Below are 22,120 nucleotides of genomic sequence, written 5' to 3' on the forward strand. Positions count from 1 at the left end.
CGCGTGCGGGGCAGGATGGGCCACGTCCGGAGCAACGACGAGGGGTGGCGCGTGATGGGGCGGCGGCGTACGGCGTGGTGGCGGACGCGGGCACAGGGCGGCCGTACGCCCGTTGCCGGGGCCGTCCGACGTGTCGTGGTCCTCGGCGCGGTGCTGTGCGCGACGGTCGCCCTCACGGGCCGGCCCGCCACCGCGGCCGGGTCATCCGGCTCCTACGGCTACGACAAGGGCGACCGGGTTGTCGACGGAGCGAACAGCGCCGCGCACGCCGTGGACCTGGAGCCTGGTGGGACGTACAGGAGTTCCCTCTCCAAGGGGGCCAGCGTCTATTACGGTCTTCATCTCGATGCCACGTCGGACGTCTACGTCTCCGTGACCGCCGTGCCTCCGGCGGGCACCACGGTCGCCGCGACCGACGGCATCAAGGTGTCGATGCGGAACGCCAAGGGCACCGGCTGCACGTACCAGAGCGCCACCTTCGGGGCCGGTCGGAGCCCCCACCCCGTGGCCGCCTGGGCCGTACGGGAGGCGGGTAAGGCGCTGTGCAAGGGCGGTGGCAAGTTCTCCGTGCTCGTCGAGCGCGTCGACGCGTCGGGTTCCTCGTCGGACACCTGGGGTCTGGAACTCACCGCGGTGTCGGAGCCCTCGCCGGCACAGGTCGGCGCGACCGGCGCGCCCCAGGTGTGGGACTCGGCCTCGCCCGAGGCCGTCACGGGGGAGGCCCGGCGTCGTGCGGGCGGTTCGGGGTTCGCCGGGGCGGTCGCCGTCGGGCAGGGCGTGTGGCGCGACGACATCGGGCCGGGCCGGACCCTCTTCTACAGGGTGCCGGTCGACTGGGGTCAACAGCTGTCCGTCACCGCCGAGTTGGGCGGTTCCGAGGGCGGTAGCGGCTATGTGAACCGCGCGCTCGACCTGGCGCTCTACAACCCCGTGCGCGGCTCCGTCGACGAGGCCGGCCTCAGCTACCAGGGCACCCAGAGGTCGGTGGCGCTGGAACCCCTGCCGCCCGTCGAGTACCGCAACCGCTACTCCGTCGTCGACCACGAGAACGGGATGCGCTTCGCCGGGTCGTACTACCTCGTCGTGCACCTCGACGCGCAGCTGGCCGACGACTTCGGCCAGGGACCGTTCCCGGTGACACTGCGCGTGCACGTCGCCGGTACGGCGCACGCCGGTCCCGGGTACGCGGGCCCGGCCGAGCCCAGGAACATCTTCGACGTCACCGCGCAGGACCGTGCGGCGGCCGTGACGGGGGCGGGGACGGGGACGGGGAGTGTCGGGGGAGGCGGCGACGCCGCGATGAAGGTGCTCGCGGTGGCCGGGATCGGCGCGGGCACCGCGCTGCTGGCGACGCTCGGCGTGTGGACGGTGTCGGCCAGGCGCCGGGCCTCGACGGCCACGCCGTAGGCCCCGTCAGCCTCCGTCAGCCCTTGCTTCTCAGACGTGGGCAAGTGCCCAGAACCCCACCGCATAACAGGCCAGCGCGAGCAGCAGCACCGGGATCACCACCTTCGCGGGCGGCCCGGGACGACGCCGTGCCCGCCTGCCGCGGTGCTGCGGAACCGGCGGCGCCGACGGTGGAACCTGCGGGGCCTGAGCGGTGTATGAAGCAGTAGAGGGATCAGCGCGCGGCTGGGGGGAGGACAGGACATGCGTGAACTCATGGGGAGAGGAGTACGAGGGGTGGTACTGGCCACCTTGCTGTGGTTGCTGCTGTCCCTGCGGGGGCGGCAGATGGAAGCTGCCGGTGTCCGACATCGGGGACGGGAGCGGTGGCGGGGAGGTCGGCGGGGCCGGAGTAGGGGTGGGAGCCGGGGTCGGTCGGGAGACGATGCCCTGCCGTGGATCCACGGGTACGGAGTCCGTGCCGGGCCAGGCCGAGTCACGGCCGTTGCTCCCGGCGCCGGTGCCCGGGTCGTTCTTGGGTACGGGAGGCTCGGCGGACGGCGCGGAAGACGTCGTCGACCCCGTGTCCACCCCGGAAGCCCGCTTCAGTGGGCCCTCGGGCGCGAACTCCGAAGGGAGCGGCCCGATTTGGTCGAAGATCTCGATCAACTCGTCGTCGGGGCCGGGCTCGGGCAACAGCTCCGCGGCCGCCGCGAGCGCCTTGCGCGCCCCCGTGGCCGTGCGGAAGCGGGCCTGCGGATCCGGCTGCAGCAGCATCGCCACGACCTGCCACAGCGCCTCGGGAATGCTCTTGGGCGCCCCCGGGGTCCCATGCTCCGCGAAGTACTGCACCAGCGCCTTGGCGTCCGGCTTGGCCCCTTCCAGCAGATACAGCGCCACCAGTCCTACGGCGAACAGGTCGGCGGGGAAGTCGGGCTCCGCGCCCATCATCTGTTCGGGCGCGAGGTAACCGGGCGTCCCCACCACGAGGTTGGTCTCCGTCAGACGTGCCTCGCCCAGCCGCATCGCGATGCCGAAGTCGGACAGACGCAGGCGCGGACGGGCCGTGCCGGTCGCTTCGAGGAGCACGTTGGCGGGCTTGATGTCACGGTGCACGACCCCTTCCGCGTGCACCGCGGCGAGACCGGAGAGGAGCTGGTCGAGCAGCGTGCAGACGAAGGCGGGGGGCAAGGGACCGTAGTCCCCGATGAGATGGACAAGCGAACCGCCGGCCACCAGGTCCATGGTGAACAGGACCTTGTCGTCGTCGGCCGCCCAGCTGGCCGGTGCGAGCACATGGGGGTGATCGATCCGCAGGGCCTGCTCCCGTACGAAGCGCAGCAGCGAGTGCGCGTCGCTCTGCTGCAGGACCTTGGCGGCCACATAGCGGCGACGCCGGTGGTCCCAGGCGCGCCAGACCGCGCCGACACCGCCGCGCCCGATCGGGTCGACCAGTTCGTACCGGCCGGCGAAGACCTCACCCATGGCTGTGCGTCGCTCCTCCCCCTTCGGCTACCTCCGTTGCTTCCCCCGAGACGAGCGATACGACTCCCTCTGACCGCACTTCCTCATGGCACTCCCTCGCGGCTGTCCCACATGTGCTTCCGGTGAGTGTCACGACCCCCTCGTGCCCCTCGCCGGCCGTGTGCCCGGCTGCCGAACCCCCGATCGGCGGCCGGGCCGTGGGCTCAGCTCTGGTGGGACTGGTAGTGCGCGACCGCGTCGGAGGTGCGTCCGGCGCCGTACACCCGGAGGAACTCTGCCAGTTCGGGGTGGGTCGGGGCGAGAGTGTCCGCCGCGTCGATGATGTCGCCCGCGGCGGCCACCGAGCGCAGCAGCGACTGGATCTCGCGGACCACCCGTTTGACCGTGGGCGCTCCCGAACTGCTCGTCGTGGTCGTGGTGTTGCTGAGCACCGAGCCCCCTTGGGACTTCTTGATCTCGTCCATGCGCTCGGTCGCCTCGGCCGCGCTCACGCTGCCGTCCGCGACCTGTCCCGCCAGGTCCTGCAGCAACTGCACCCGCTGGACCACCGCGGGATTGCCGATCTTCGCCCGCTGACCGCTCATCAGCTGGGACAACATCGGGGCGGACAGCCCCAACACCCCTGCGAGACGAGCCTGGTTGAGACCAAGATCGTCGATGAGCTTACGGAAGAGCGCCCCCAAAGGCTCCCCGTACCAATTCCGCTGCAGCTCCCGCGCTCTGGCGGTGGCTTCCTGCTGTGCGGCGTCCATTGCGTCTCCCCATCGCTTCCCCAAAACCGCGGTTCGCTCTAGCGAACCACGACGAGCATCTTACGGAGAGTGGTCGTTCACCGGGACCCCCAAGTTTTTGCGAGATACCCGGGGTGACCCGGTACGCTGGTCCCGGAAGCCCGCCGGTGTGTGGTTCTGCCGGTCGGATGCTTCTCTAGCGGGGCCTTAGCTCAGTTGGTAGAGCGCTGTCTTTGCATGGCAGATGTCAGGGGTTCGACTCCCCTAGGCTCCACATCCCGCACCGGCCGGTCGCCCTCAGTGGCGTCCGGCCGGTGCTTCTTTGTGCCCTGGAGGTGACGTGCGTCACGCAAAGGGCGGATCTTCGTTGCAGTTGTTTGCGCAAATATCGGTGCCGAGCGCGGTTCGCGGGGCGTCGTGGCGGCGATCGGCGCGATGTGGGGAACGTGTGCCCGCGTGTGCGGGAGGTGTGTGAGCTGGTGTGAATACGGTCGTGTAATCAGGGGTGTGCGGTCCGTTAAGGGAGTCTGTGCGCCGGTTGTACACCTGGGGCGTTGCAAACGTCATCGCAGGCAACTTGCGTACGTCAAGAAAACGAGGGCGTCCGTCCGCGCCCGGGAGTGTTCCACGTGAAACATCGCCGCGGGGCAGGAGACCCTCAAGTCTCCTGCCCCGCGGCGATGTTGAAAGTGCGTCGGACGTCAGCGGTGGTCGTCGCTCTCGGCGGCCTCGTCCTCGGCCTGCTTGGCCTCGACCTCGGGGTCGAGCAGGGCCTCAGGGCTGCCGTCCACCGAGGTGAGGTGTCCCGATTCGGGCACCTCGGTCGCGGCGGGCGGCTCGACCAGCCAGTCGGGGTTGGCCTGCTTGTCCCACCACTTCCAGGCGGCGAAAGCACCGCCCGCCAGGACGCCCAGTACCGCCAGCCCCTTCGCGAGCCGGCCGGCCCTCGCCCGCCGCTCGTGCTTGCGGACCAGCTTCTGGATCTCCTTGGGCGAGACCTGGCCGCGCAGCGCGGCGAACGCCGCCGCACCGCGCGCGGCGGCCTCGTCCTTGACCGGGCCCGCGGCGGCGACCGCCTGCTCGATCCTCGGCCGTGAGTACTCGGCGGCCTGCTGGGCAGCCTTCCGAGCACGGACGGCTGCCTCCTGGGCGGCCTGGTCGACCTTCGGCGGTACATGGGTGCGGGCCTGCTCAAGGCGCGGCACGACATGGGCGCCGTACTGGACGCGGGCCTGGTCGGCGGCCAGCGACACCTTGGGCGCGAGTCGTACGCGTGCCTCATGGGCGTAGTACGAGGCCCGGTCCTTGGCCGTGTCGGCGTAGGGCGCCACCACTTCCGCGGCGTGCAGCACGCTGTCCTTCGCCGATCCGGTCGCGGAGCGCACGCTGTCGATGCGGGTCACGAGTTCCTCCTCCTCGGTGGCGTACGGTTCTTCGTCTATCCACCCAATTACGGATCATGCCTGCCAGAGCAATACGAGGCATGTGAGGGCGGGCATCCGGGTCACGATCACGTGCAATAACGGATGAATGTGAGGGAACAGGGGGTTGTCGTCGACAATGCCACGGATCCCCGTGCCGCGCCCCTGTCCCGGAGCCACTCGGCCGGTTTTCTGCGAGGGGATCCTGTGGAGAGGCCACGAGAGAAAAGTCGTCGGGCGACGGGGCACGACGAGCGTGCGAGGATCTGGGGGTCACAGAAAGACAACGGAAGGCAGATCGTGGCCGAGCAGCTCTACGCCACCCTCAAGACCAGCCTCGGCGACATCGAAGTCCGGCTGCTGCCGAACCACGCGCCCAAGACGGTCAAGAATTTCGTCGAGCTCGCCACGGGTGAGCGGGAGTGGACCAACCCCACCACCGGTGAGAAGGCCGCGGCCAAGCTCTACGACGGTACGGTCTTCCACCGGGTGATCAAGGGCTTCATGATTCAGGGCGGGGACCCGCTGGGCAACGGCACGGGTGGCCCGGGCTACCAGTTCGAGGACGAGTTCCACCCGGACCTGCGCTTTGACAAGCCTTACCTGCTGGCCATGGCCAACGCCGGGCCGGGCACCAACGGCTCGCAGTTCTTCGTCACTGTCTCCCCGACGGCCTGGCTGACCCGCAAGCACACCATCTTCGGTGAGGTCACCGACGCGGCGAGCCAGAAGGTCGTGGACACCATCGCGGCCGCCGACACCAACCCGCGCACCGACCGCCCGGTCAACGACGTCGTCATCGAGTCGGTTGTCGTCGAGACCCGCTAGATCCTCGGGTCGAGACCAGCTCTTACCGCCGGGAACCAAACGCCCCGCTCGTCCGTAAGGATGGGCGGGGCGGTGCATTGCGTACGAAGGATTGAGGGGACCCCATGGACCAGGCGCCAGGCAGCCCGCAGGGCCCGGAGGAGCAGCGGCCCCCGGACGCCCAGAGCCTGCCGGTCTGCTACCGGCACCCGGACCGCGAGACCGGCGTCCGCTGCACCCGCTGCGAGCGCCCGATCTGCCCTGAGTGCATGGTCAGCGCGTCCGTGGGTTTCCAGTGCCCCGAGTGCGTCCGTGGTGGCTCCGGTACCGGGCATGCTCCGACGGCGGCTCAGCCCCGGACGATCGCTGGCGGCACGGTGGTGGCGGATCCGCGGCTCCTCACCAAGATCCTGATCGGGATCAACGTGGCGGTGTTCATCGCCGTCCAGGTACGCCCCTCGCTCCTCGACCACCTCGTCCTCCTCGGCGGGTGGCCACCGGCGCCGTACAAGGCCACGACGGGTGTCGCGGCCGGCGAGTGGTACCGCATGGTGACCTCGATGTTCGCGCACCAGGCCGTGTGGCACATCGGCTTCAACATGCTGAGCCTGTGGTGGCTCGGAGGACCTCTGGAGGCCGCGCTCGGCCGGGTCCGGTATCTCGCGCTCTACTTCGTCTCGGGCCTTGCGGGCAGTGCGCTGACGTATCTGTTGGCCTCGCCGACCCAGGAGACGCTCGGTGCCTCCGGCGCCATCTTCGGCCTCTTCGGCGCGACCGCCGTCCTGATGCGCCGCCTCAACTACGACATGCGGCCGATCCTCGCCCTGCTGGTGATCAACCTGATCTTCACCTTCGGCTGGGGCAACATCGCCTGGCAGGCCCACATCGGTGGCCTGGTCGCCGGTGTGATCACCGGGTACGCGATGGTGCACGCCCCGCGTGAGCGGCGGGCCCTGATCCAGTACGGCACCTGTGCGGTCGTACTGGTCGTCGTCGTGGTGTTGACGCTGATCAGGACGGCTCAGCTCAGCTGATATCAAACCGTTGTCCACAGCGTGTGCCGGATCTTGTGCATACCGTGGGGGAACAGCTGTGCCCCCTGTCGCTGACCCGTGTTTATGCAGGTCAGGCAGGGGGCGAACAGGCTTGCGGTTGCCGGTGTGTCAGTCACACCAGCGTCAACACCCGGGGGGTTATCCACAGATCGTCGTTCTTTTTCCCCAGGCCTGCTGTGGATATTTCTCTGGCCTGTGGATAACTCAGCGGAAAGCCGTGGGCAGAGCTGCGTTCACCAGGAGGTGGACGCAGCTTCGACCGCTGCTTGTGCCGCTACTTCCACTGCGTGGAGACGCCGAACCCGGCGGCGATGAAGCCGAAGCCCACCACGATGTTCCAGTTGTCCAGGCTGTCGATGGGCATGGAACCGTCGGTGACGTAGAAGACGACGATCCAGGCCAGCCCGATGACGAACATGGCCAGCATGACCGGTGCGACCCAGGCACGGCTGTTCAACTTGATGGCGGTCGCCGCTTTCGCCGGCGGCGGCGTGTAGTCGGCCTTCTTGCGGATACGTGACTTCGGCACGAGGGTCTCTCCTGTCGATGCGCTGCGTGGCCGCGCAGGGAACTGGGGCGGGCTCCGGGGCAGCGTACAAGGGGACACTGAGTGCTCCCCCGGGCGTCCGTTAGCGTAGTGCTTCCGCGGCGCCGAAGGAGATAAGGGTACGTTGAGCAATTCTGCCGACTCCCCCGGGACGGGTACCAGTCCTGCCCGTATCCGCCGTTTCCGCCCCGTGCGGATTCTCACGGTCGCCGTCTTCGCCCTCGCGGGGCTCATCTTCTTCACCAGTTTCGACACGGCCAAGGGCACCAACATCCGCACGGACGCCTCCTTGCTGAAGCTGTCCGACCTCATCCAGACCCGCAGCCAGAAGAACGGCCGGCTGAACGACGCGAACGGGGTGCTGCGCGACGAGGTCGACTCCCTCCGAAAGGAGGACGACGGCAGCACCGGCGCCGACGACAAGAAGCTCACGGCACTGGAGAAGACCGCGGGCGCGCAGCAGCTCAAGGGCAAGGCCATCACCGTCACCCTCAACGACGCCCCGCCCAACGCCACCGCCAAGCTCCCCGGCTACCCCGAGCCGCAGCCCGACTACCTGGTCATCCACCAGCAGGACCTCCAGGCGGTCGTGAACGCCCTGTGGCAGGGCGGCGCCAAGGGCATCAAGGTCATGGACCAGCGGCTGATCGCGACCAGCGCCGTGCGCTGCGTGGGCAACACCCTGATCCTCCAGGGCCGGGTCTACTCGCCGCCGTACAAGATCACGGCGGTCGGGGACACGGGGAAGCTGCAGGCGGCGCTGACGGCGTCCAAGGCGATCCAGAACTACAAGGTGTACGTCGACGTCTACGGGCTCGGGTGGAAAGTGACCGACGACGGGACGGTGACTCTTCCCGGGTACTCGGGCACAGTGGATCTGCACTACGCGAAGCCAGTGGAGTAAGCGGCCGTACGGGAGCTGCCGGTGCGCGTGATCGTCAGGAGTGTCAGCGAACTCTGCATCACCGTAGGCGCCTTGATCGTGCTCTTCGTGGTCTATGTGCTGTTCTGGACCGGCGTGAAGGCCGACCACACGATGAGCGACCAGGTGCACCAGTTGCAGAGCCAGTGGTCGCGGCAGACCGCGCACCCGAAGGCATCCCCGGCGCCCGCTGCCTCCCCCGCCCCGGCGAAACCCGCCGCCTACAAGGACGGCAAGCCTTTCGCGATCATGTACATCCCGCGGCTTGGTTTCACGTGGAACAAGCCCGTCCTCGAGGACACCGACGTGAGCACCCTCAAGAAGGGGCTCGGGCACTACGCGGGCACCGCGCGGCTGGGGCAGGTCGGCAACTTCGCGGTGGCGGGGCACCGGCGGACGTACGGGAACCCCTTCGTGAACTTTCCGGAGCTGCGCGTGGGTGACGCGGTGGTGCTGACGGACGGGACCACCTGGTTCACGTATCGGATCGACAAAGGGCCTTACAAAACAGTGCCCACCGACATTGAGGTGATCGATCCTGTGCCACGTAAGTCCGGGTACACGGCCTCGGGCCGCTATCTCACGCTGACCACGTGCGATCCGGAGTGGGGGCACAGCCACCGGCTGATCGTCTGGGCCCATCTCGACTCCACACAGCCTGTGGAGGCCGGGAGACCAGCCGCGCTGCGCCGTTAGTCTGGTGACGTACGGCGTGAGTCTGGTGCCGTGGCGCGACGGAAGGGACGGCATGTACGGCTGGATCTGGCGGCATCTGCCGGGCAACGTGTGGGTCAAGGCGCTCATCTCGCTCGTCCTTGCCCTGGCCGTGGTCTACATCCTCTTCCAGTACGTCTTCCCGTGGGCCGAACCGCTGCTGCCCTTCAACGATGTGACGGTGGACAACCAGTGAGTGCACGGATTCTCGTCGTCGACAACTACGACAGCTTCGTCTTCAACCTGGTCCAGTACCTGTACCAGCTGGGCGCCGAGTGCGAGGTGCTGCGCAACGACGAGGTGTCGACGGCGCACGCCCAGGACGGCTTCGACGGCGTCCTCCTCTCGCCCGGCCCCGGCACCCCCGAGGAGGCCGGCGTCTGCATCGAGATGGTGCGGCACTGCGCCTCGACCGGGGTCCCCGTCTTCGGCGTCTGCCTCGGCATGCAGTCGATGCAGGTGGCCTACGGCGGCGTCGTGGACCGCGCCCCCGAACTGCTGCACGGCAAGACCTCGCTCGTCGAGCACGAGGGCAGGGGCGTCTTCGCCGGACTGCCCTCGCCCTTCACGGCGACCCGCTACCACTCGCTGGCGGCCGAGCCGGGGACGGTCCCGGCCGAGCTGGAAGTCACCGCCCGGACGCACGACGGCATCATCATGGGCCTGCGCCACCGCGAACTGCCCGTCGAGGGCGTCCAGTTCCACCCGGAGTCGGTGCTCACCGAGCACGGCCACCGGATGCTGGCCAACTGGCTGGTGGAGTGCGGCGATCAGGGTGCCGTGGCGAGGTCGGTGGGGCTCGCCCCGGTGGTGGGCAGGGCCACGGCGTGACCGCGCTGCGCCCCGAGCGCGAGTCCGAGGCCGCGTACGGGGAGCAGCCGTACGCGGAGCCGTCGTACGGGGAACAGGGCGGGTTCGACCAGTGGCACGGCACACAGGCGCAGGGCGCGTCCGGGGTGCCGTACGGGCCGATCGACGAAGAGACCGTCGCGCTGCGGATAGCGGACCTGCCGCCGGAGCGGACGGGCCACGGGCGGTCCATATCGGCGTCTGACGCCTCATCCGCCTCCTCCGCCACAGGAACCCCCACCGGCGGTCGCGCGGCCCGGAGAAAGGCCGCCAAGGGGCGGCACGGGCGTCATGGGGCCGGCGGGGCCGCGGAGGAGACCGCCGAGGCCCCGGAATCCGGTGCCGGAGCGCGTACCGGCGCGCCGCTCTCGCGCGTCGAGGCGCGACGGCGGCAGCGGGCGAACAAGCCGGGCCCCGCGGTCGTCGCGAGCCGGGCGATCGGCGAGGTGTTCATCACCACCGGCGTGCTGATGCTGCTGTTCGTCAGCTACCAGCTGTGGTGGACGAACGTACGGGCGCACGCACAGGCCGGCAGCGAGGCGAGCCAGCTCCAGAACGACTGGGCGAGCGGGAAGCGCGCCCCCGGAGAGTTCTCGCCGGGGCAGGGCTTCGCCATCCTGCACATCCCCAAACTGGACGTCATCGCGCCGATCGCCGAGGGCGTCAGCAACAAGAAGGTGCTCGACAAGGGGATGGTCGGGCACTACAGCGAGGGCTCCCTCAAGACCGCGATGCCGGACGCCAAGACCGGCAACTTCGCGCTCGCCGCGCACCGCAACACCCATGGCGAACCGTTCCGGTACATCAACCAGCTCAAGCCGGGCGACGAGGTCGTGGTGGAGACCCAGGACACCTACTACGTCTACAAGATGACGTCTTCGCTGCCCGTGACGTCGCCGAGCAACACCAGTGTCATCGACCCCATCCCCAAGGGCTCGGGCTTCACCAAGCCCGGCCGCTACATCACGCTGACGACCTGTACGCCGGAGTTCACCAGCAAGTACCGGCTGATCGTCTGGGGCAAGATGGTCGAGGAACGGCCGCGCAGCAAGGGCAAGCCGGATGCGCTCATCGAGTAAGGGCAGATGAACGTGGCAGCGACCACCGACCACACCGACGAGCAGACCGACACGCCCGCCTCCCCACCGGACCGCCCCCGCGGCACCGGCCCGGTCGCGACGGCGGTCAGCTTCTTCGGTGAACTCCTCATCACGGCGGGCCTGATCCTCGGTCTGTTCGTCGTCTACTCCCTGTGGTGGACGAACGTCGTCGCCGACCGCACGGCCGACAAACAGGGCGACAAGGTCCGGAACAACTGGTCCAAGGACAAGGACACCGGTCCCGGCGCCCTCGACACCAAGGACGGCATCGGCTTCCTGCACGTGCCCGCCATGAAGAACGGCGAGGTACTGGTCGAGAAGGGCACCGAGACGAGCGTCCTGAACGACGGCGTCGCCGGCTACTACACGGACCCCGTCAAGGCCGCCCTCCCGACCACCGGCAAGACCGGCAACTTCACCCTCGCCGCCCACCGCGACGGCCACGGCGCCAAGTTCCACAACATCGACAAGCTCAGGAAGGGCGACCCGATCGTCTTCGAGACGAAGAACGACTGGTACGTCTACAAGGTCTACGACATCCTTCCCGAGACCTCGAAGTACAACGTCAAGACCCTCGCCCAGATCCCCACGGAGTCGGGCAAGAAGAAGGCCGGCCACTACATCACCCTGACGACCTGCACGCCGGTGTACACCTCCCGGTACCGGTACGTGGTGTGGGGCGAGCTGGTCCGCGTCGACAAGGTGGACAGCGCGCGGACGCCGCCGAAGGAACTGCGCTGACGGCGAGGTCGTAGCGCACCGCACGTACGAAAGAGCCCCGGCACCCCTTCTCAGGGTGCCGGGGCTCCGTCATGTCGTAACGGTGTGCCGCCTAGCCGTTGTTGCCACCGAAGAAGCCGCCGCCGTTGTTGCCACCGTTGTTGTTGCCGGTGCCCACGCTGGTGAGGGTGATCTGCGTGTTGCCGGGGTCGTCCACCTGGTTGCCCGAGCCCGGGTCCTGCTGGGTCACGATCGCGTTGTCGCCCTGATCGCTGTTGTCGGTGAACTGGATGTTGGTGAAGCCGTTCTGCTGCAGGATCTGCTTGGCGTTCGCCACCGTCTGGTTGACGACGTTCGGGACCTGGGTCTGGGAGACCTTGCCGATCTGGATGTTGACCGACGAGTTCTTGTCGACCTGCGTCCCGGCCGCGGGCGTGGTCGTGACGACCTTGCCGTTCAGGTTCGTGTCGGTGGTCGCCACCTCGGTGCAGTTGCCGACGAGGTCGTTCTGCTGCATCTGCTTCTTGGCGTCGTCACAGGTCTGACCGCTGACGTCCGGGACCGTGGACTTCTCCTGGGCCTTCGCGACGGTCAGGGTGATCGTGGTGCCCTTCTGCACCTCAGTGCCGAGGACGGGGTCCTGCTCCAGGACCGTGCCGGGATCCTCGCCGGACACCTTCTGCTTGGTCTTCACGACGAACTTGTACTTGTCGGCCTCGAGCGTCGTGGTGGCGTCGTCGACGCTCTGGCCCAGGACACTCGGTACGACGACCTTCGGCGCCCCGGTCGAGACCACCAGGTTGATGGTGTCGCCCTTGTTGACGTCGGTGCCCTCCTTCGGGTCCTGCGAGCAGACGCTGCCCTTCGGCGCGTTCTCGCAGGCCTTGCGGGTGGGCTCCGCCAGCTTCAGGCCGGAGTTGACGGCCATGGTCTTCGCGGTGTCGTAGGGCTGGCCGACGAAGTTCGGGGCCGCGAACGGCTTGTCCGCGCCTCCGTCCCCGCTGAACGCCCACTTCCCGATCAGGATCGCGCCCACCAGCACCAGGACCGCCGCCACGACCAGCAGGATCGTCGAGGTGTTCGACTTCTTCTTCTGCTGGCGGCGCCGGTCGGGACGGTCGTCGTAGCCGAAGCCGCCGTCGTCCGGGTTCATGGGGGGCAGCATCGTCGTCGCGCCGGCACCGGCGTCCGAGCGCAGGGCCGTGGTCGGCATGTCGTCGCCGTAACCGCCGTAGCCGACCGAACCCAGCGCCGCCGTCGCCGCGACCGGCTGACCGTCGAGGCAGGCCTCGATGTCGATGCGCATGTCGTCGGCGGACTGGTAGCGGTAGTTGGGGTCCTTGACCAGGGCCCGCAGGACGATCGCGTCCATCTCGGGGGTGATCTCGGGGTCGAAGACGGACGGCGGCTGCGGCTCCTCGCGTACGTGCTGGTACGCGACCGCGACCGGGGAGTCGCCCACGAACGGCGGCCGCACGGTCAGGAGTTCGTAGAGGAGACAGCCCGTCGAGTAGAGGTCCGAGCGGGCGTCGACCTGCTCGCCCTTGGCCTGCTCCGGGGAGAGGTACTGGGCGGTGCCGATCACCGCGGACGTCTGCGTCATCGTCATGCCGGAGTCACCCATGGCGCGGGCGATGCCGAAGTCCATCACCTTGACCTGGCCGGTGCGCGTCAGCATGACGTTGGCCGGCTTGATGTCGCGGTGGACGATGCCGTTGCGGTGCGAGTACTCCAGGGCCTGGAGGATGCCGATGGTCATCTCCATGGAGCGCTCCGGCAGCAGCTTGCGGCCGCTGTGGAGCAGCTCACGGAGCGTGGAGCCGTCGACGTACTCCATGACGATGTACGGGATCGAGACCCCGTCGACGTAGTCCTCGCCCGTGTCGTAGACCGCGACGATCGCGGGATGGTTGAGCGAGGCGGCCGACTGGGCCTCCCGGCGGAACCGGGCCTGGAAGGAAGGGTCGCGCGCAAGGTCGACGCGCAGCGTCTTCACCGCCACCGTGCGGCCGAGGCGTGTGTCATGGGCGAGGTAGACCTCCGCCATGCCACCACGGCCGAGCACCTGGCCCAGCTCGTACCGGCCGCCGAGGCGACGCGGCTCTTCCATAGTTCCCTACCAGCCCTCTCCGTCGGTCCCGACCCGCACGGATGTGCGGTCGGAGGCTAGCCGTCCGGGCCTACCGTACCCGGCTGGCTCTGTGTGACCTGGCCAAGCCCGTCACCCGATACAGGACCGGTATCCCAACGTGCACCGATGTGAAGGGGACGTGAGCGGGGTCACTTCTTGCTGTCGATGACGGCCTCCATCACGCTCTTCGCGATCGGGGCCGCGAGGCCGCCGCCGGAGATGTCGTCACGGTTGGCCTTGTCGTCCTCGATGACCACGGCCACGGCGACCGGCGAACTGCCGTCGGCGTTCTTGGCGTAGGAGAGGAACCAGGCGTACGGGTTCTCGCTGTTGTTCTCGCCGTGCTGGGCGGTACCGGTCTTGCCGCCGACGGTGACGCCGGGGATCTTCGCGCTCGTACCGGTGCCCTTCTCGACGACGGTCTCCATCATCGACTGCAGGATCTGCGCGTTCTTCGACGACAGCGGCTGGCTGAACTCTTCCGGCTCGGTCTGCGCGATGGTGTCGACGCCCGACGACTGGAGCTTGTCGACCATGTACGGCTTCATCAGCTTGCCGTCGTTGGCGACCGCGGAGGCGACCATGGCCATCTGCAGCGGGGTCGCGGCGGTGTTGAACTGGCCGATCGAGGAGAGCGCGGTCTGCGAGTCGTTCATCTTGTCGGAGAAGACCGAGGCGCTGGATCGGATCGGGGTGAACTGCTCGGTGTCGAAGCCGAACTTCTTCGCCTCGGCCAGCATCTTGGCGTTGCCGAGGTCGGCGCCGATCTTGCCGAAGACACTGTTGCAGGAGACCCGGAGGGCCTCGCGCAGGGTGGCGTTCTTGCAGGGCAGGTTGCCCTCGTTCTTCAGCGGGGTCGTGGTGCCCGGCATGATCCACGGCAGCGGCGAGTTGGTGGCCTCGTCGGCGGACGAGTACAGGTTGTTCTCCAGCGCCGCGGACGCGGTGACCACCTTGAAGGTGGAGCCCGGCGGGTAGGTCTCGCGCAGCGCGCGGTTGAGCATCGGGTCGTTGGGGTCGTACTTCTTCTGCAGCTTCTGCCAGGCCTTGGAGTCCGTGGACGTGGAGTTCCCGGCGAACGACGAGGGGTCGTACGACGGGTAGGACGCCAGCGCCAGGATCTTGCCGGTGGACGGGTCGAGGGCGACGACCGCGCCCTTGCCGCCCTGCTTCTTCAGACCGTTCCACGCGGCGCTCTGCGCGGCCTGGTTGAGGGTGGTGACGACGTTGCCGCCCGACTTCGCTTTGCCCGTGAGCATGCCGAGCGTGTTGCGGAAGAAGAGCCGGTCGTCGGTGCCGGAGAGGATGCCGTCCTCGATGGACTCCAGCTGGTTGGCGCCGAAGGCCTGCGAGGCGTATCCCGTGACCGGCGCCCACATCGCGCCGTTCTTGTACGTGCGCTTGTACTTCAGGTCGTTCAGCCCGGAGGTGCTGGTCTCGGTGGAACCGGTGATCGGGCTGCCGTCGACGATGATGTCGCCGCGCGGGATGGAGTAGCGGGCGATCGTGACGCGACGGTTCTTCGGGTCGTCCTTGAGGCTGTCGGCCTTGACGTACTGGAGCCAGTTGTCGCGCAGCAGCAGGGTGAGGACCAGGAGGCCGCAGAAGAGCGCGATCCTGCGCAGGGGCTTGTTCATGACGGGCGGACCACCTGGGTCATCTCGGCGTCGGGACTGGGAGCGGGCGCGGGGGCCGGCCGGCGGGCGGTGTCGCTGATGCGGATCAGGATGCCGATGAGCGCCCAGTTGGCGATGACGGAGGAACCGCCGTACGCGAGGAACGGCATCGTCATACCGGTCAGCGGGATGAGGCCCATCACACCGCCTGCCACCACGAAGACCTGGAGCGCGAAGGCGCCGGACAGGCCGACGGCGAGCAGCTTGCCGAACGGGTCGCGGGCGGCGAGGGCGGTGCGTACGCCGCGCTCCACGATCAGGCCGTACAGGAGCAGGATCGCCATGATGCCGGCCAGGCCCAGTTCCTCGCCGAAGGTGGCGAGGATGAAGTCGGAGTTGGCGGCGAACCGGATCAGGTCGGAGTGACCCTGACCCCAGCCGGTGCCGAGGGTGCCGCCGGAGCCGAAGGCCCACAGCGCCTGCATGGCTTGCTCCGAGTGGAGACCGGTGACGCCCGGCGTGCGGCTCAGCGTGTACTCGCGCATGGGGTCGAGCCAGGCCTGGACGCGCTGCTGGACGTGCGATTCGAAGCTGGCCACGCCGACCGCGCCGGCCGCGGACATCAGCAGACCGAAGACGATCCAGCTGGTCCGCTCGGTGGCGACGTACAGCATGATGATGAACATTCCGAAGAACAGCAGCGACGTTCCGAGGTCGGTCTCGAAGACCAGGATCAGGATCGAGATGAACCAGACGACCAGGATGGGCCCGAGGTCGCGGCCGCGGGGCAGGTACAGGCCCATGAAGCGGCGGCTGGCCAGGGCGAGCGCGTCACGCTTCACCATCAGGTAGCCGGCGAAGAAGATCGCGAGGACGATCTTCGCGAACTCACCGGGCTGGATGGTGAATCCGCCGATCGAGATCCAGATCTTGGCACCGTAGACGTTCAGGCCCAGGCCGGGGACCAGCGGGAGCAGCAGCAGGACCAGGGCGCCGGCCATGGAGATGTAGGTGTAGCGCTGCAGGACGCGGTGGTCCTTGAGGAAGATCAGCACGATCACGAAAAGCGCGATGCCCATGGCCGTGTACAGCAGCTGGTTGGTCGCCTTGCCACCGGCCACGTGGATGGACTGCAGCAGCTTGGACTGGTCGAGGCGCCAGATGGCGACGAGCCCGAGTCCGTTCAGCAGGGTGGCCAGGGGCAGCAGCAGGGGGTCCGCGTACGGGGCGAATCTCCGTACGACGAGATGCGCGACGCCGGCCAGCAGGCCGAGGCCCAGGCCGTAACTCAGCAGCCCGGTCGGCACCTTGTCGTCGATGGCCAGGCCCACGTTGGCGTAGGCGAACACCGGGATGACGACCGCGAACACCAGGAGCGCCAGCTCGGTGTTGCGCCGGCTCGGTGCGCCGATGGCGCCGATCGTGGACGTGTGGTGCGACGGCGTGTTGGTAGAACTGCTCATCGTGTGACGGGGCCTCTCACGGCTTGCCTATTACTTGCTGCACTGCGAGACGACCTGCTGCTCTTCCTCCGAAAGACTGGGACCGGGGCTGGGAGTCGCAGACGGGGTCGGGGACGGGGACGTCGAGGTCGAAGGATTCGGCTTCGGCGTCGCCTTGGACGTGGGGGAGGTGCTGGCGGTTCCCGTGGTGCCACTGGGCTTACTGGCGGCACTCTCGCGCTGGGACTCCTTCTTGCACGCGGAGGCCTGCACGGCGAGGTCGGCGATCTTCTGCTGGGCGTCCTTCAGACCGCCCTCGGCGATCGTCGCCTTGACCTGCTTCTGCTGGTAGGGCGGCAGGTACTTGAGTTCGATGTCGGGGTGGTCCTTCTCCACCTTCGACAGCGAGACCCAGGCGAGGTCCTGGCTGATGCCCTGGTACAGCGCGACGTGTTCGCCGTTGGCGCCGACGAAGTACTGCGTCTGCGTCCAGCGCCAGCCGCCGTACAGGCCGCCGCCGATGACCGCGAGCGCGAGCACGGTGTAGAAGGATCTCTTGAACCACTTGCGGCCCTTGGAGGGCTTCACGAAGTCGTCGTCGGTGTAGTCCCCGAAGCTGCCCTCGGGGACGTAGCCGGTGGTGTCGCCGGAGCCGGGCGGGCCGAACTCGCCGCCCCCGCCGTTCTGTCCGGGCACCTGGCGGCCGAGCCCGGAGGCACGCCCTGCCGGGGTCTGCATGATGCCGTTGTCGTGCTGGTGGAGCTGGTTCTCGGCGACCGCGCCGACGATCACCGGGGTGTCCGAGAGCTGCGCGGCGAGGGTGTCGCCGGTGTCGAGGTCCAGGACGTCGGCGATGATCACCGTGATGTTGTCGGGGCCGCCGCCGCGCAGGGCGAGCTGGATCAGCTCCTGCACGGTCTCCTGGGGGCCCTGGTAGCTGGCGAGGGTGTCTTCCATCGTCTGGTGGGAGACGACTCCTGACAGCCCGTCGGAACAGATCAAGTACCGGTCGCCGGCGCGGACTTCACGGATCGACAGGTCCGGCTCGACGTGGTCGCCACTGCCGAGCGCGCGCATCAGGAGCGCGCGCTGCGGGTGGGTGGTGGCCTCTTCCTCGGTGATCCGGCCCTCGTCGACCAGCCGCTGCACCCAGGTGTGGTCCTGGGTGATCTGGGTCAGCACGCCGTCGCGCAGCAGGTAGGCGCGGGAGTCGCCGACATGGACGAGGCCGAGCCGCTGCCCGGTCCACAGCAGGGCGGTGAGCGTGGTGCCCATGCCCTCCAGCTGGGGATCCTCCTCGACCATCATCCGCAACTGGTCGTTGGCCCGCTGCACGGCGGTGCCGAGCGAGGTGAGGATGTCGGAGCCCGGCACGTCGTCGTCGAGCGAGACGATGGTCGAGATCACCTCGGAGGAGGCGACCTCGCCGGCGGCCTGGCCGCCCATCCCGTCGGCGATCGCGAGGAGACGTGGACCGGCGTAACCGGAGTCCTCGTTGCCCTCTCGGATCATGCCTTTGTGCGATCCGGCGGCGAAGCGCAGTGACAGACTCATGCGCACCTCGCCCGTCGGCTCCGGGTACATCCGCACGGTGCCCACCCTCCGGTCGGGAGCGCGCCGGGGTCCGCCAGGCGGTCCGCCGCTGCGTGCTCGCTCCGCTCGCTCATTGTCTGTACTACTTCCGCAGCTCGATGACGGTCTTGCCGATGCGGATCGGCGCGCCCAGCGGAATCGGTGTGGGGGTCGTCAGCCGGGACCGGTCCAGGTACGTGCCGTTCGTGGATCCGAGGTCCTCGACGATCCACTGGCCGTCGCGGTCCGGGTAGATCCTGGCATGACGGCTGGACGCGTAGTCGTCGTCCAGCACGATCGTCGAATCGTGCGCCCGGCCCAGGGTGATGGTCTGGCCCTGGAGCGCGACGGTGGTGCCGGTGAGGATTCCCTCACTGACGACGAGTTTGGTGGGGGCGTTACGGCCCCGCCGGCCGCCCCCGCTCGGCTGCTGCTGGCGCTGTTGCGGAGGCGCCGCCTGCCGGGCGGCCTGTTGCTGCGGTCGTCCGGCTTCCCGTCGCGAGCCGCGCTGTGTGACACGCGTTCCGAACAGGTCGCTGCGGATGACCTGCACGGCCACGATCACGAACAGCCACAGTACGGCCAGGAAACCCAGCCGCATGACCGTGAGGGTCAGCTCTGACATTGCCCCCGCTTCACCCTTCGGCTTGCCGGTAAATGATGGTGGTGCTGCCCACGACAATCCGCGAGCCGTCGCGGAGCGTAGCGCGGGTGGTGTGCTGCCCGTCCACCACGATGCCGTTGGTGGACCCGAGATCCTGGATCGTCGAGGGCGTTCCGGTCCGGATCTCACAGTGCCGGCGGGATACGCCGGGGTCGTCGATCCGCACGTCGGCTTCGGTGCTGCGGCCCATCACCAACGTCGCGCGGGAGATCTGATGGCGGGCGCCGTTGATCTCCACCCAGTACCGCATCCGTGCGCCGGCCGCCGGAGCGGCGGGCGCGGGCTGGAGGTACGGCGCAGAGCCCCGACCGCCGGGCGGCGGCGCGGCCGGCATCGGCGGCGGGGCGCTCGCGGGGGCGGCGGCGGGCGGATAGCCGTACCCGCCGGGCCGTCCCGCTGCCGGGGGTGCCGCCGGAGCGGGGGTCCCGGGAGCCTGCTGGTTGGTGGAGGAGGCGAGCGTACGGCTGCGCACCCGGTACAGACCGGTGTCGAGGTCGTCCGCCTTCTCCAGGTGGACCTTGATGGGTCCCATGAAGGTGTAACGCTGCTGCTTGGCGTAGTCGCGCACCATCCCGGCGAGCTCGTCACCGAGCTGTCCGGAGTAGGGGCTGAGCCGCTCGAAGTCCGGCGTGCTCAGCTCCACGATGAAGTCGTTGGGTACGACGGTCCGGTCGCGGTTCCAGATCGTCGCGTTGTTGTCGCACTCCCGCTGGAGCGCGCCGGCGATCTCGACCGGCTGGACCTCGGACTTGAACACCTTGGCGAAGGTGCCGTTGACCAGACCTTCGAGGCGTTGCTCGAACTTCTTCAGGACTCCCATGGGGCACCTCCTCCGTCGTCGCCGCACTGGCTGTCGTACCGACCGCCGTGCCGGCTGCCGTGGTGTCTGTCGCGGTGTCTGTAGTGGTGATTGTCGTGCCGACTGCCTTGGTACTGCTTACTGATCGTATCCACGCGCCGGTAAATCGGCTGGTTCCCCCTTGTCGGCCCGTCGAACTCCTTCTGCACTACTGCCTGTGCACTACTCCTGCCCAGGATCGTAGAGGGGGCCGCAGACAAGTGTCCCGCACCTGACTGTGGACCTTGGCCGCCTCCTGGGGAGATGGCGGTTACCGGTACGAGGTTGATACGTGAACCGGTCCACGTTGGTACGTGGTGGGGGGTGCGGGGTGTTCGACGGGGGTGGGGCGGGAGGTGTTGGGGGCGGTGCGGGTGGTGGGCGAGGTGGGGGGGCGAGGTGGGGGGGGCGTGGCGCTTGGGCGGTTGGGCGTTCGGGCGTTCGGCGGGAGGTGGTGGGGGTTCCGGTGGGAGTCGGCGGGGGTGGGTGGGGGCGGGTGGGCGCTGGTGAGGGGCGATATGGGGTGCTGATGAGCGCTGACGTGGTGCCGATGTGGTGCCGGCGGGACGCTGAAGGGTGCTGATGGGGGCCTTGCGAGGGGCGTCCCGCTCAGGGGAACGGGGGGTCCCGCCCAGGGGAAAGGGATGTGAATCCACCCCGTGCACCGTGCTAATCTTCTGCATGTCGGAAGGCGCCAGCCCTCTAGGGGAAGGGCCCGAGGACACACCCAATGCGCGGGTGGCGGAATAGGCAGACGCGCTGGATTCAGGTTCCAGTGCCCGAAAGGGCGTGGGGGTTCAACTCCCCCCTCGCGCACAGACAGAAGCCCCCCAGGTCTTAGACCTGGGGGGCTTCTTCGTGATCACGATCAGTCCGTTTCGCTGTGCCGGGGCAGGCCGGGGCTCGGTGTGATGGTCATTACATGGACGAATTCGGTGTGGCCGGCGAGCCGCTGTCCCTGCGGCTGTTGATCTTCAGTGGCTGAAGTGTGGGCTGTCTCACTCTTCGGGCTGGGGCGAGTTCGGCCTGACGCAAGGTCGCCGAGGGACGGGTGGATGGCCGCTGAGCAACTCCATCGCTCGTCACTGCCCGACCACCGACGCCCGGTGTTTCCACTCGCGTCGGGCTCCGATCGCAGTCAGCGGTGCCTTGACGGCCTTTTCTCGATCCGCCGCGCAACTTCCGCTGCTGGGTCCAGACGCTCTTTCTATGCTTGGCGACATGGACCAGGAGCTGGAGCGAGCCGCCCTCGTCGCACTTCTGCGACGCGGTGACCGCCCTTGGCCCGAACTCACCGACCAGATCGAGACGGTCGGAAGCGCACGCGACGTGCTTGAGGACGCGCTCGACGCCTCTGGGCAGGGTGCTCTCTTCGACACCGAGCCTGCCTCGGACCTCGAGTCCGTCGCCGCCGAGATCGCTGCCTGGGAGCGCGAGGGCATGCGACTGGTGACGATCCTGGAGGATGACTATCCGCTCAATCTGCGGCTGGTCCATCAACGTCCACCTTTCCTGTTCCTGCGCGGTACACCCGTCAGCAACGATCTCCGGGTGGCTGTCGTGGGCACCCGTGCCCCCACTCCGGAGGGCATCGCGCATGCCCGCGCCATCGCGGGAGGGCTTGCCGAGCGCGGCGTGACGGTGGTCAGCGGCCTTGCCGCCGGGATCGACAGCGCCGTGCACGGCACCGCTCTCGCCGTCGGCGGCCGGACCGTCGCCGTCATCGGCACCGGCCTGCGGCGCTCCTACCCGGCACAGAACGCAGGGCTCCAGCAGGAGATCGCCGAGCGGGGGCTGCTGATCTCCCAGTTCTGGCCCGACGCCCCGCCCTCGAAGATCTCGTTCCCCATGCGTAACGCCGTGATGAGTGGCTACAGTCTCGCCACTGTCGTGGTCGAGGCGGCGTATCGCAGTGGCGCCCGTATGCAGGCCCGCCTCGCCTTGGAGCACGGTCGACGGGTCTTCCTCATGCGCTCTCTGATGACCCACGAATGGGCACGGGAGTACGCGACCAGGCCCAATACAACCGTCATCGACGGCCCTGACGACGTCATTGGCGAACTCGACTCTCTCGTCCCCGCCACGGGCGAGCTCACCTGGGCGTAGTCGGCGGACCCGGG

The 22,120-nt window shown here is 68.5% G+C and carries 20 protein-coding genes and 2 tRNA genes; 12 read left to right on the forward strand and 10 right to left on the reverse strand.

The features are described 5' to 3' along the window. Window positions 1-15: 15 nt before the first annotated feature. Window positions 16-1,407 (forward strand): hypothetical protein, encoded by a 1,392-nt coding sequence (locus tag OG588_RS25155; protein ID WP_405949256.1) that lies wholly within the window; start codon window positions 16-18, stop codon window positions 1,405-1,407. Window positions 1,408-1,437: 30 nt separating this feature from the next. Here OG588_RS25155 and OG588_RS25160 read toward each other — a convergent pair whose 3' ends face one another. Beyond that, window positions 1,438-2,871, reverse strand: a complete 1,434-nt coding sequence (locus OG588_RS25160; protein ID WP_405949257.1) for a serine/threonine-protein kinase — start codon at window positions 2,869-2,871, stop codon at window positions 1,438-1,440. A 203-nt stretch (window positions 2,872-3,074) separates the two neighbouring features. Then, window positions 3,075-3,623, reverse strand: a complete 549-nt coding sequence (locus OG588_RS25165; RefSeq protein WP_019055167.1) for a DNA-binding protein — start codon at window positions 3,621-3,623, stop codon at window positions 3,075-3,077. Between the two features lie 180 nt (window positions 3,624-3,803). On the opposite strand from OG588_RS25165, the gene OG588_RS25170 reads away from it, so the two are divergent. Continuing rightward, a tRNA-Ala gene (locus OG588_RS25170) sits at window positions 3,804-3,876 on the forward strand. Between the two features lie 427 nt (window positions 3,877-4,303). Here the strand turns inward: OG588_RS25170 and OG588_RS25175 are convergent. After that, window positions 4,304-5,005 carry a DUF5324 family protein gene (locus OG588_RS25175; RefSeq protein ID WP_405949258.1) on the reverse strand — a complete coding sequence of 234 codons (702 nt, stop codon included), beginning with the start codon at window positions 5,003-5,005 and terminating at the stop codon, window positions 4,304-4,306. Window positions 5,006-5,323: 318 nt separating this feature from the next. On the opposite strand from OG588_RS25175, the gene OG588_RS25180 reads away from it, so the two are divergent. Both OG588_RS25180 and OG588_RS25185 read left to right on the forward strand, forming a co-directional pair. Then, window positions 5,324-5,851 carry a peptidylprolyl isomerase gene (locus tag OG588_RS25180; RefSeq protein WP_405949259.1) on the forward strand — a complete coding sequence of 176 codons (528 nt, stop codon included), beginning with the start codon at window positions 5,324-5,326 and terminating at the stop codon, window positions 5,849-5,851. A gap of 104 nt (window positions 5,852-5,955) precedes the next feature. Then, on the forward strand, window positions 5,956-6,864 hold the full coding sequence (locus tag OG588_RS25185; protein WP_405949260.1) for a rhomboid family intramembrane serine protease: 909 nt from the start codon (window positions 5,956-5,958) through the stop codon (window positions 6,862-6,864). A 295-nt stretch (window positions 6,865-7,159) separates the two neighbouring features. Here OG588_RS25185 and crgA read toward each other — a convergent pair whose 3' ends face one another. Beyond that, window positions 7,160-7,414 carry a cell division protein CrgA gene (gene crgA / locus OG588_RS25190; RefSeq protein ID WP_033285718.1) on the reverse strand — a complete coding sequence of 85 codons (255 nt, stop codon included), beginning with the start codon at window positions 7,412-7,414 and terminating at the stop codon, window positions 7,160-7,162. A gap of 142 nt (window positions 7,415-7,556) precedes the next feature. Between crgA and OG588_RS25195 the strand changes: the two genes are divergently transcribed. From OG588_RS25195 to OG588_RS25220, 6 genes are read left to right on the forward strand one after another with little or no spacing between them, the layout of a single operon-like run. Then, window positions 7,557-8,336, forward strand: coding sequence for a DUF881 domain-containing protein (locus tag OG588_RS25195; protein WP_398845914.1), 780 nt, complete (start codon window positions 7,557-7,559; stop codon window positions 8,334-8,336). A gap of 21 nt (window positions 8,337-8,357) precedes the next feature. Further along, on the forward strand, window positions 8,358-9,050 hold the full coding sequence (locus OG588_RS25200) for a class E sortase (RefSeq protein ID WP_405949261.1): 693 nt from the start codon (window positions 8,358-8,360) through the stop codon (window positions 9,048-9,050). Between the two features lie 16 nt (window positions 9,051-9,066). Further along, complete coding sequence (locus tag OG588_RS25205) at window positions 9,067-9,264, forward strand: hypothetical protein (RefSeq protein WP_026150117.1); 198 nt, start codon at window positions 9,067-9,069, stop codon at window positions 9,262-9,264. Next, the gene (locus tag OG588_RS25210) at window positions 9,261-9,899 is read left to right on the forward strand and encodes an aminodeoxychorismate/anthranilate synthase component II (protein ID WP_328681339.1); all 639 of its coding nucleotides are present in this window, start codon (window positions 9,261-9,263) and stop codon (window positions 9,897-9,899) included. The genes OG588_RS25205 and OG588_RS25210 overlap by 4 nt, the downstream gene beginning before the upstream one ends. Beyond that, window positions 9,896-10,996, forward strand: a complete 1,101-nt coding sequence (locus OG588_RS25215; protein ID WP_405949262.1) for a class E sortase — start codon at window positions 9,896-9,898, stop codon at window positions 10,994-10,996. Before OG588_RS25210 ends, OG588_RS25215 begins: the two co-directional genes overlap by 4 nt. Window positions 10,997-11,002: 6 nt before the next feature. After that, a complete protein-coding gene (locus OG588_RS25220; protein ID WP_405949263.1) occupies window positions 11,003-11,758 on the forward strand; it encodes a class E sortase in 756 nt (251 codons plus the stop codon). Between the two features lie 91 nt (window positions 11,759-11,849). Here OG588_RS25220 and pknB read toward each other — a convergent pair whose 3' ends face one another. The 6 genes from pknB to OG588_RS25250 all read right to left on the reverse strand — a co-directional run bounded on the left by pknB (window position 11,850) and on the right by OG588_RS25250 (window position 19,982). Then, window positions 11,850-13,847 (reverse strand): Stk1 family PASTA domain-containing Ser/Thr kinase, encoded by a 1,998-nt coding sequence (gene pknB / locus OG588_RS25225; protein WP_405949264.1) that lies wholly within the window; start codon window positions 13,845-13,847, stop codon window positions 11,850-11,852. Between the two features lie 170 nt (window positions 13,848-14,017). Continuing rightward, window positions 14,018-15,505, reverse strand: a complete 1,488-nt coding sequence (locus OG588_RS25230; RefSeq protein WP_405949265.1) for a peptidoglycan D,D-transpeptidase FtsI family protein — start codon at window positions 15,503-15,505, stop codon at window positions 14,018-14,020. Beyond that, window positions 15,502-16,947 carry an FtsW/RodA/SpoVE family cell cycle protein gene (locus tag OG588_RS25235; protein ID WP_405949266.1) on the reverse strand — a complete coding sequence of 482 codons (1,446 nt, stop codon included), beginning with the start codon at window positions 16,945-16,947 and terminating at the stop codon, window positions 15,502-15,504. The genes OG588_RS25230 and OG588_RS25235 overlap by 4 nt, the downstream gene beginning before the upstream one ends. 30 nt (window positions 16,948-16,977) lie before the next feature. Further along, window positions 16,978-18,510 carry a Stp1/IreP family PP2C-type Ser/Thr phosphatase gene (locus OG588_RS25240; protein ID WP_366096129.1) on the reverse strand — a complete coding sequence of 511 codons (1,533 nt, stop codon included), beginning with the start codon at window positions 18,508-18,510 and terminating at the stop codon, window positions 16,978-16,980. A 91-nt stretch (window positions 18,511-18,601) separates the two neighbouring features. Then, window positions 18,602-19,123 (reverse strand): FHA domain-containing protein, encoded by a 522-nt coding sequence (locus OG588_RS25245; RefSeq protein WP_019055182.1) that lies wholly within the window; start codon window positions 19,121-19,123, stop codon window positions 18,602-18,604. A gap of 10 nt (window positions 19,124-19,133) precedes the next feature. After that, window positions 19,134-19,982, reverse strand: coding sequence for a DUF3662 and FHA domain-containing protein (locus tag OG588_RS25250; RefSeq protein WP_366433221.1), 849 nt, complete (start codon window positions 19,980-19,982; stop codon window positions 19,134-19,136). A 750-nt stretch (window positions 19,983-20,732) separates the two neighbouring features. Between OG588_RS25250 and OG588_RS25255 the strand changes: the two genes are divergently transcribed. After that, a tRNA-Leu gene (locus OG588_RS25255) sits at window positions 20,733-20,816 on the forward strand. Between the two features lie 405 nt (window positions 20,817-21,221). Then, the gene (locus OG588_RS25260; protein ID WP_405949267.1) at window positions 21,222-22,106 is read left to right on the forward strand and encodes a DNA-processing protein DprA; all 885 of its coding nucleotides are present in this window, start codon (window positions 21,222-21,224) and stop codon (window positions 22,104-22,106) included. The last annotated feature ends 14 nt before the right edge of the window (window positions 22,107-22,120 follow it).

This window comes from Streptomyces prunicolor, assembly GCF_045162825.1.
Taxonomy (GTDB): Bacteria; Actinomycetota; Actinomycetes; order Streptomycetales; family Streptomycetaceae; genus Streptomyces; species Streptomyces prunicolor.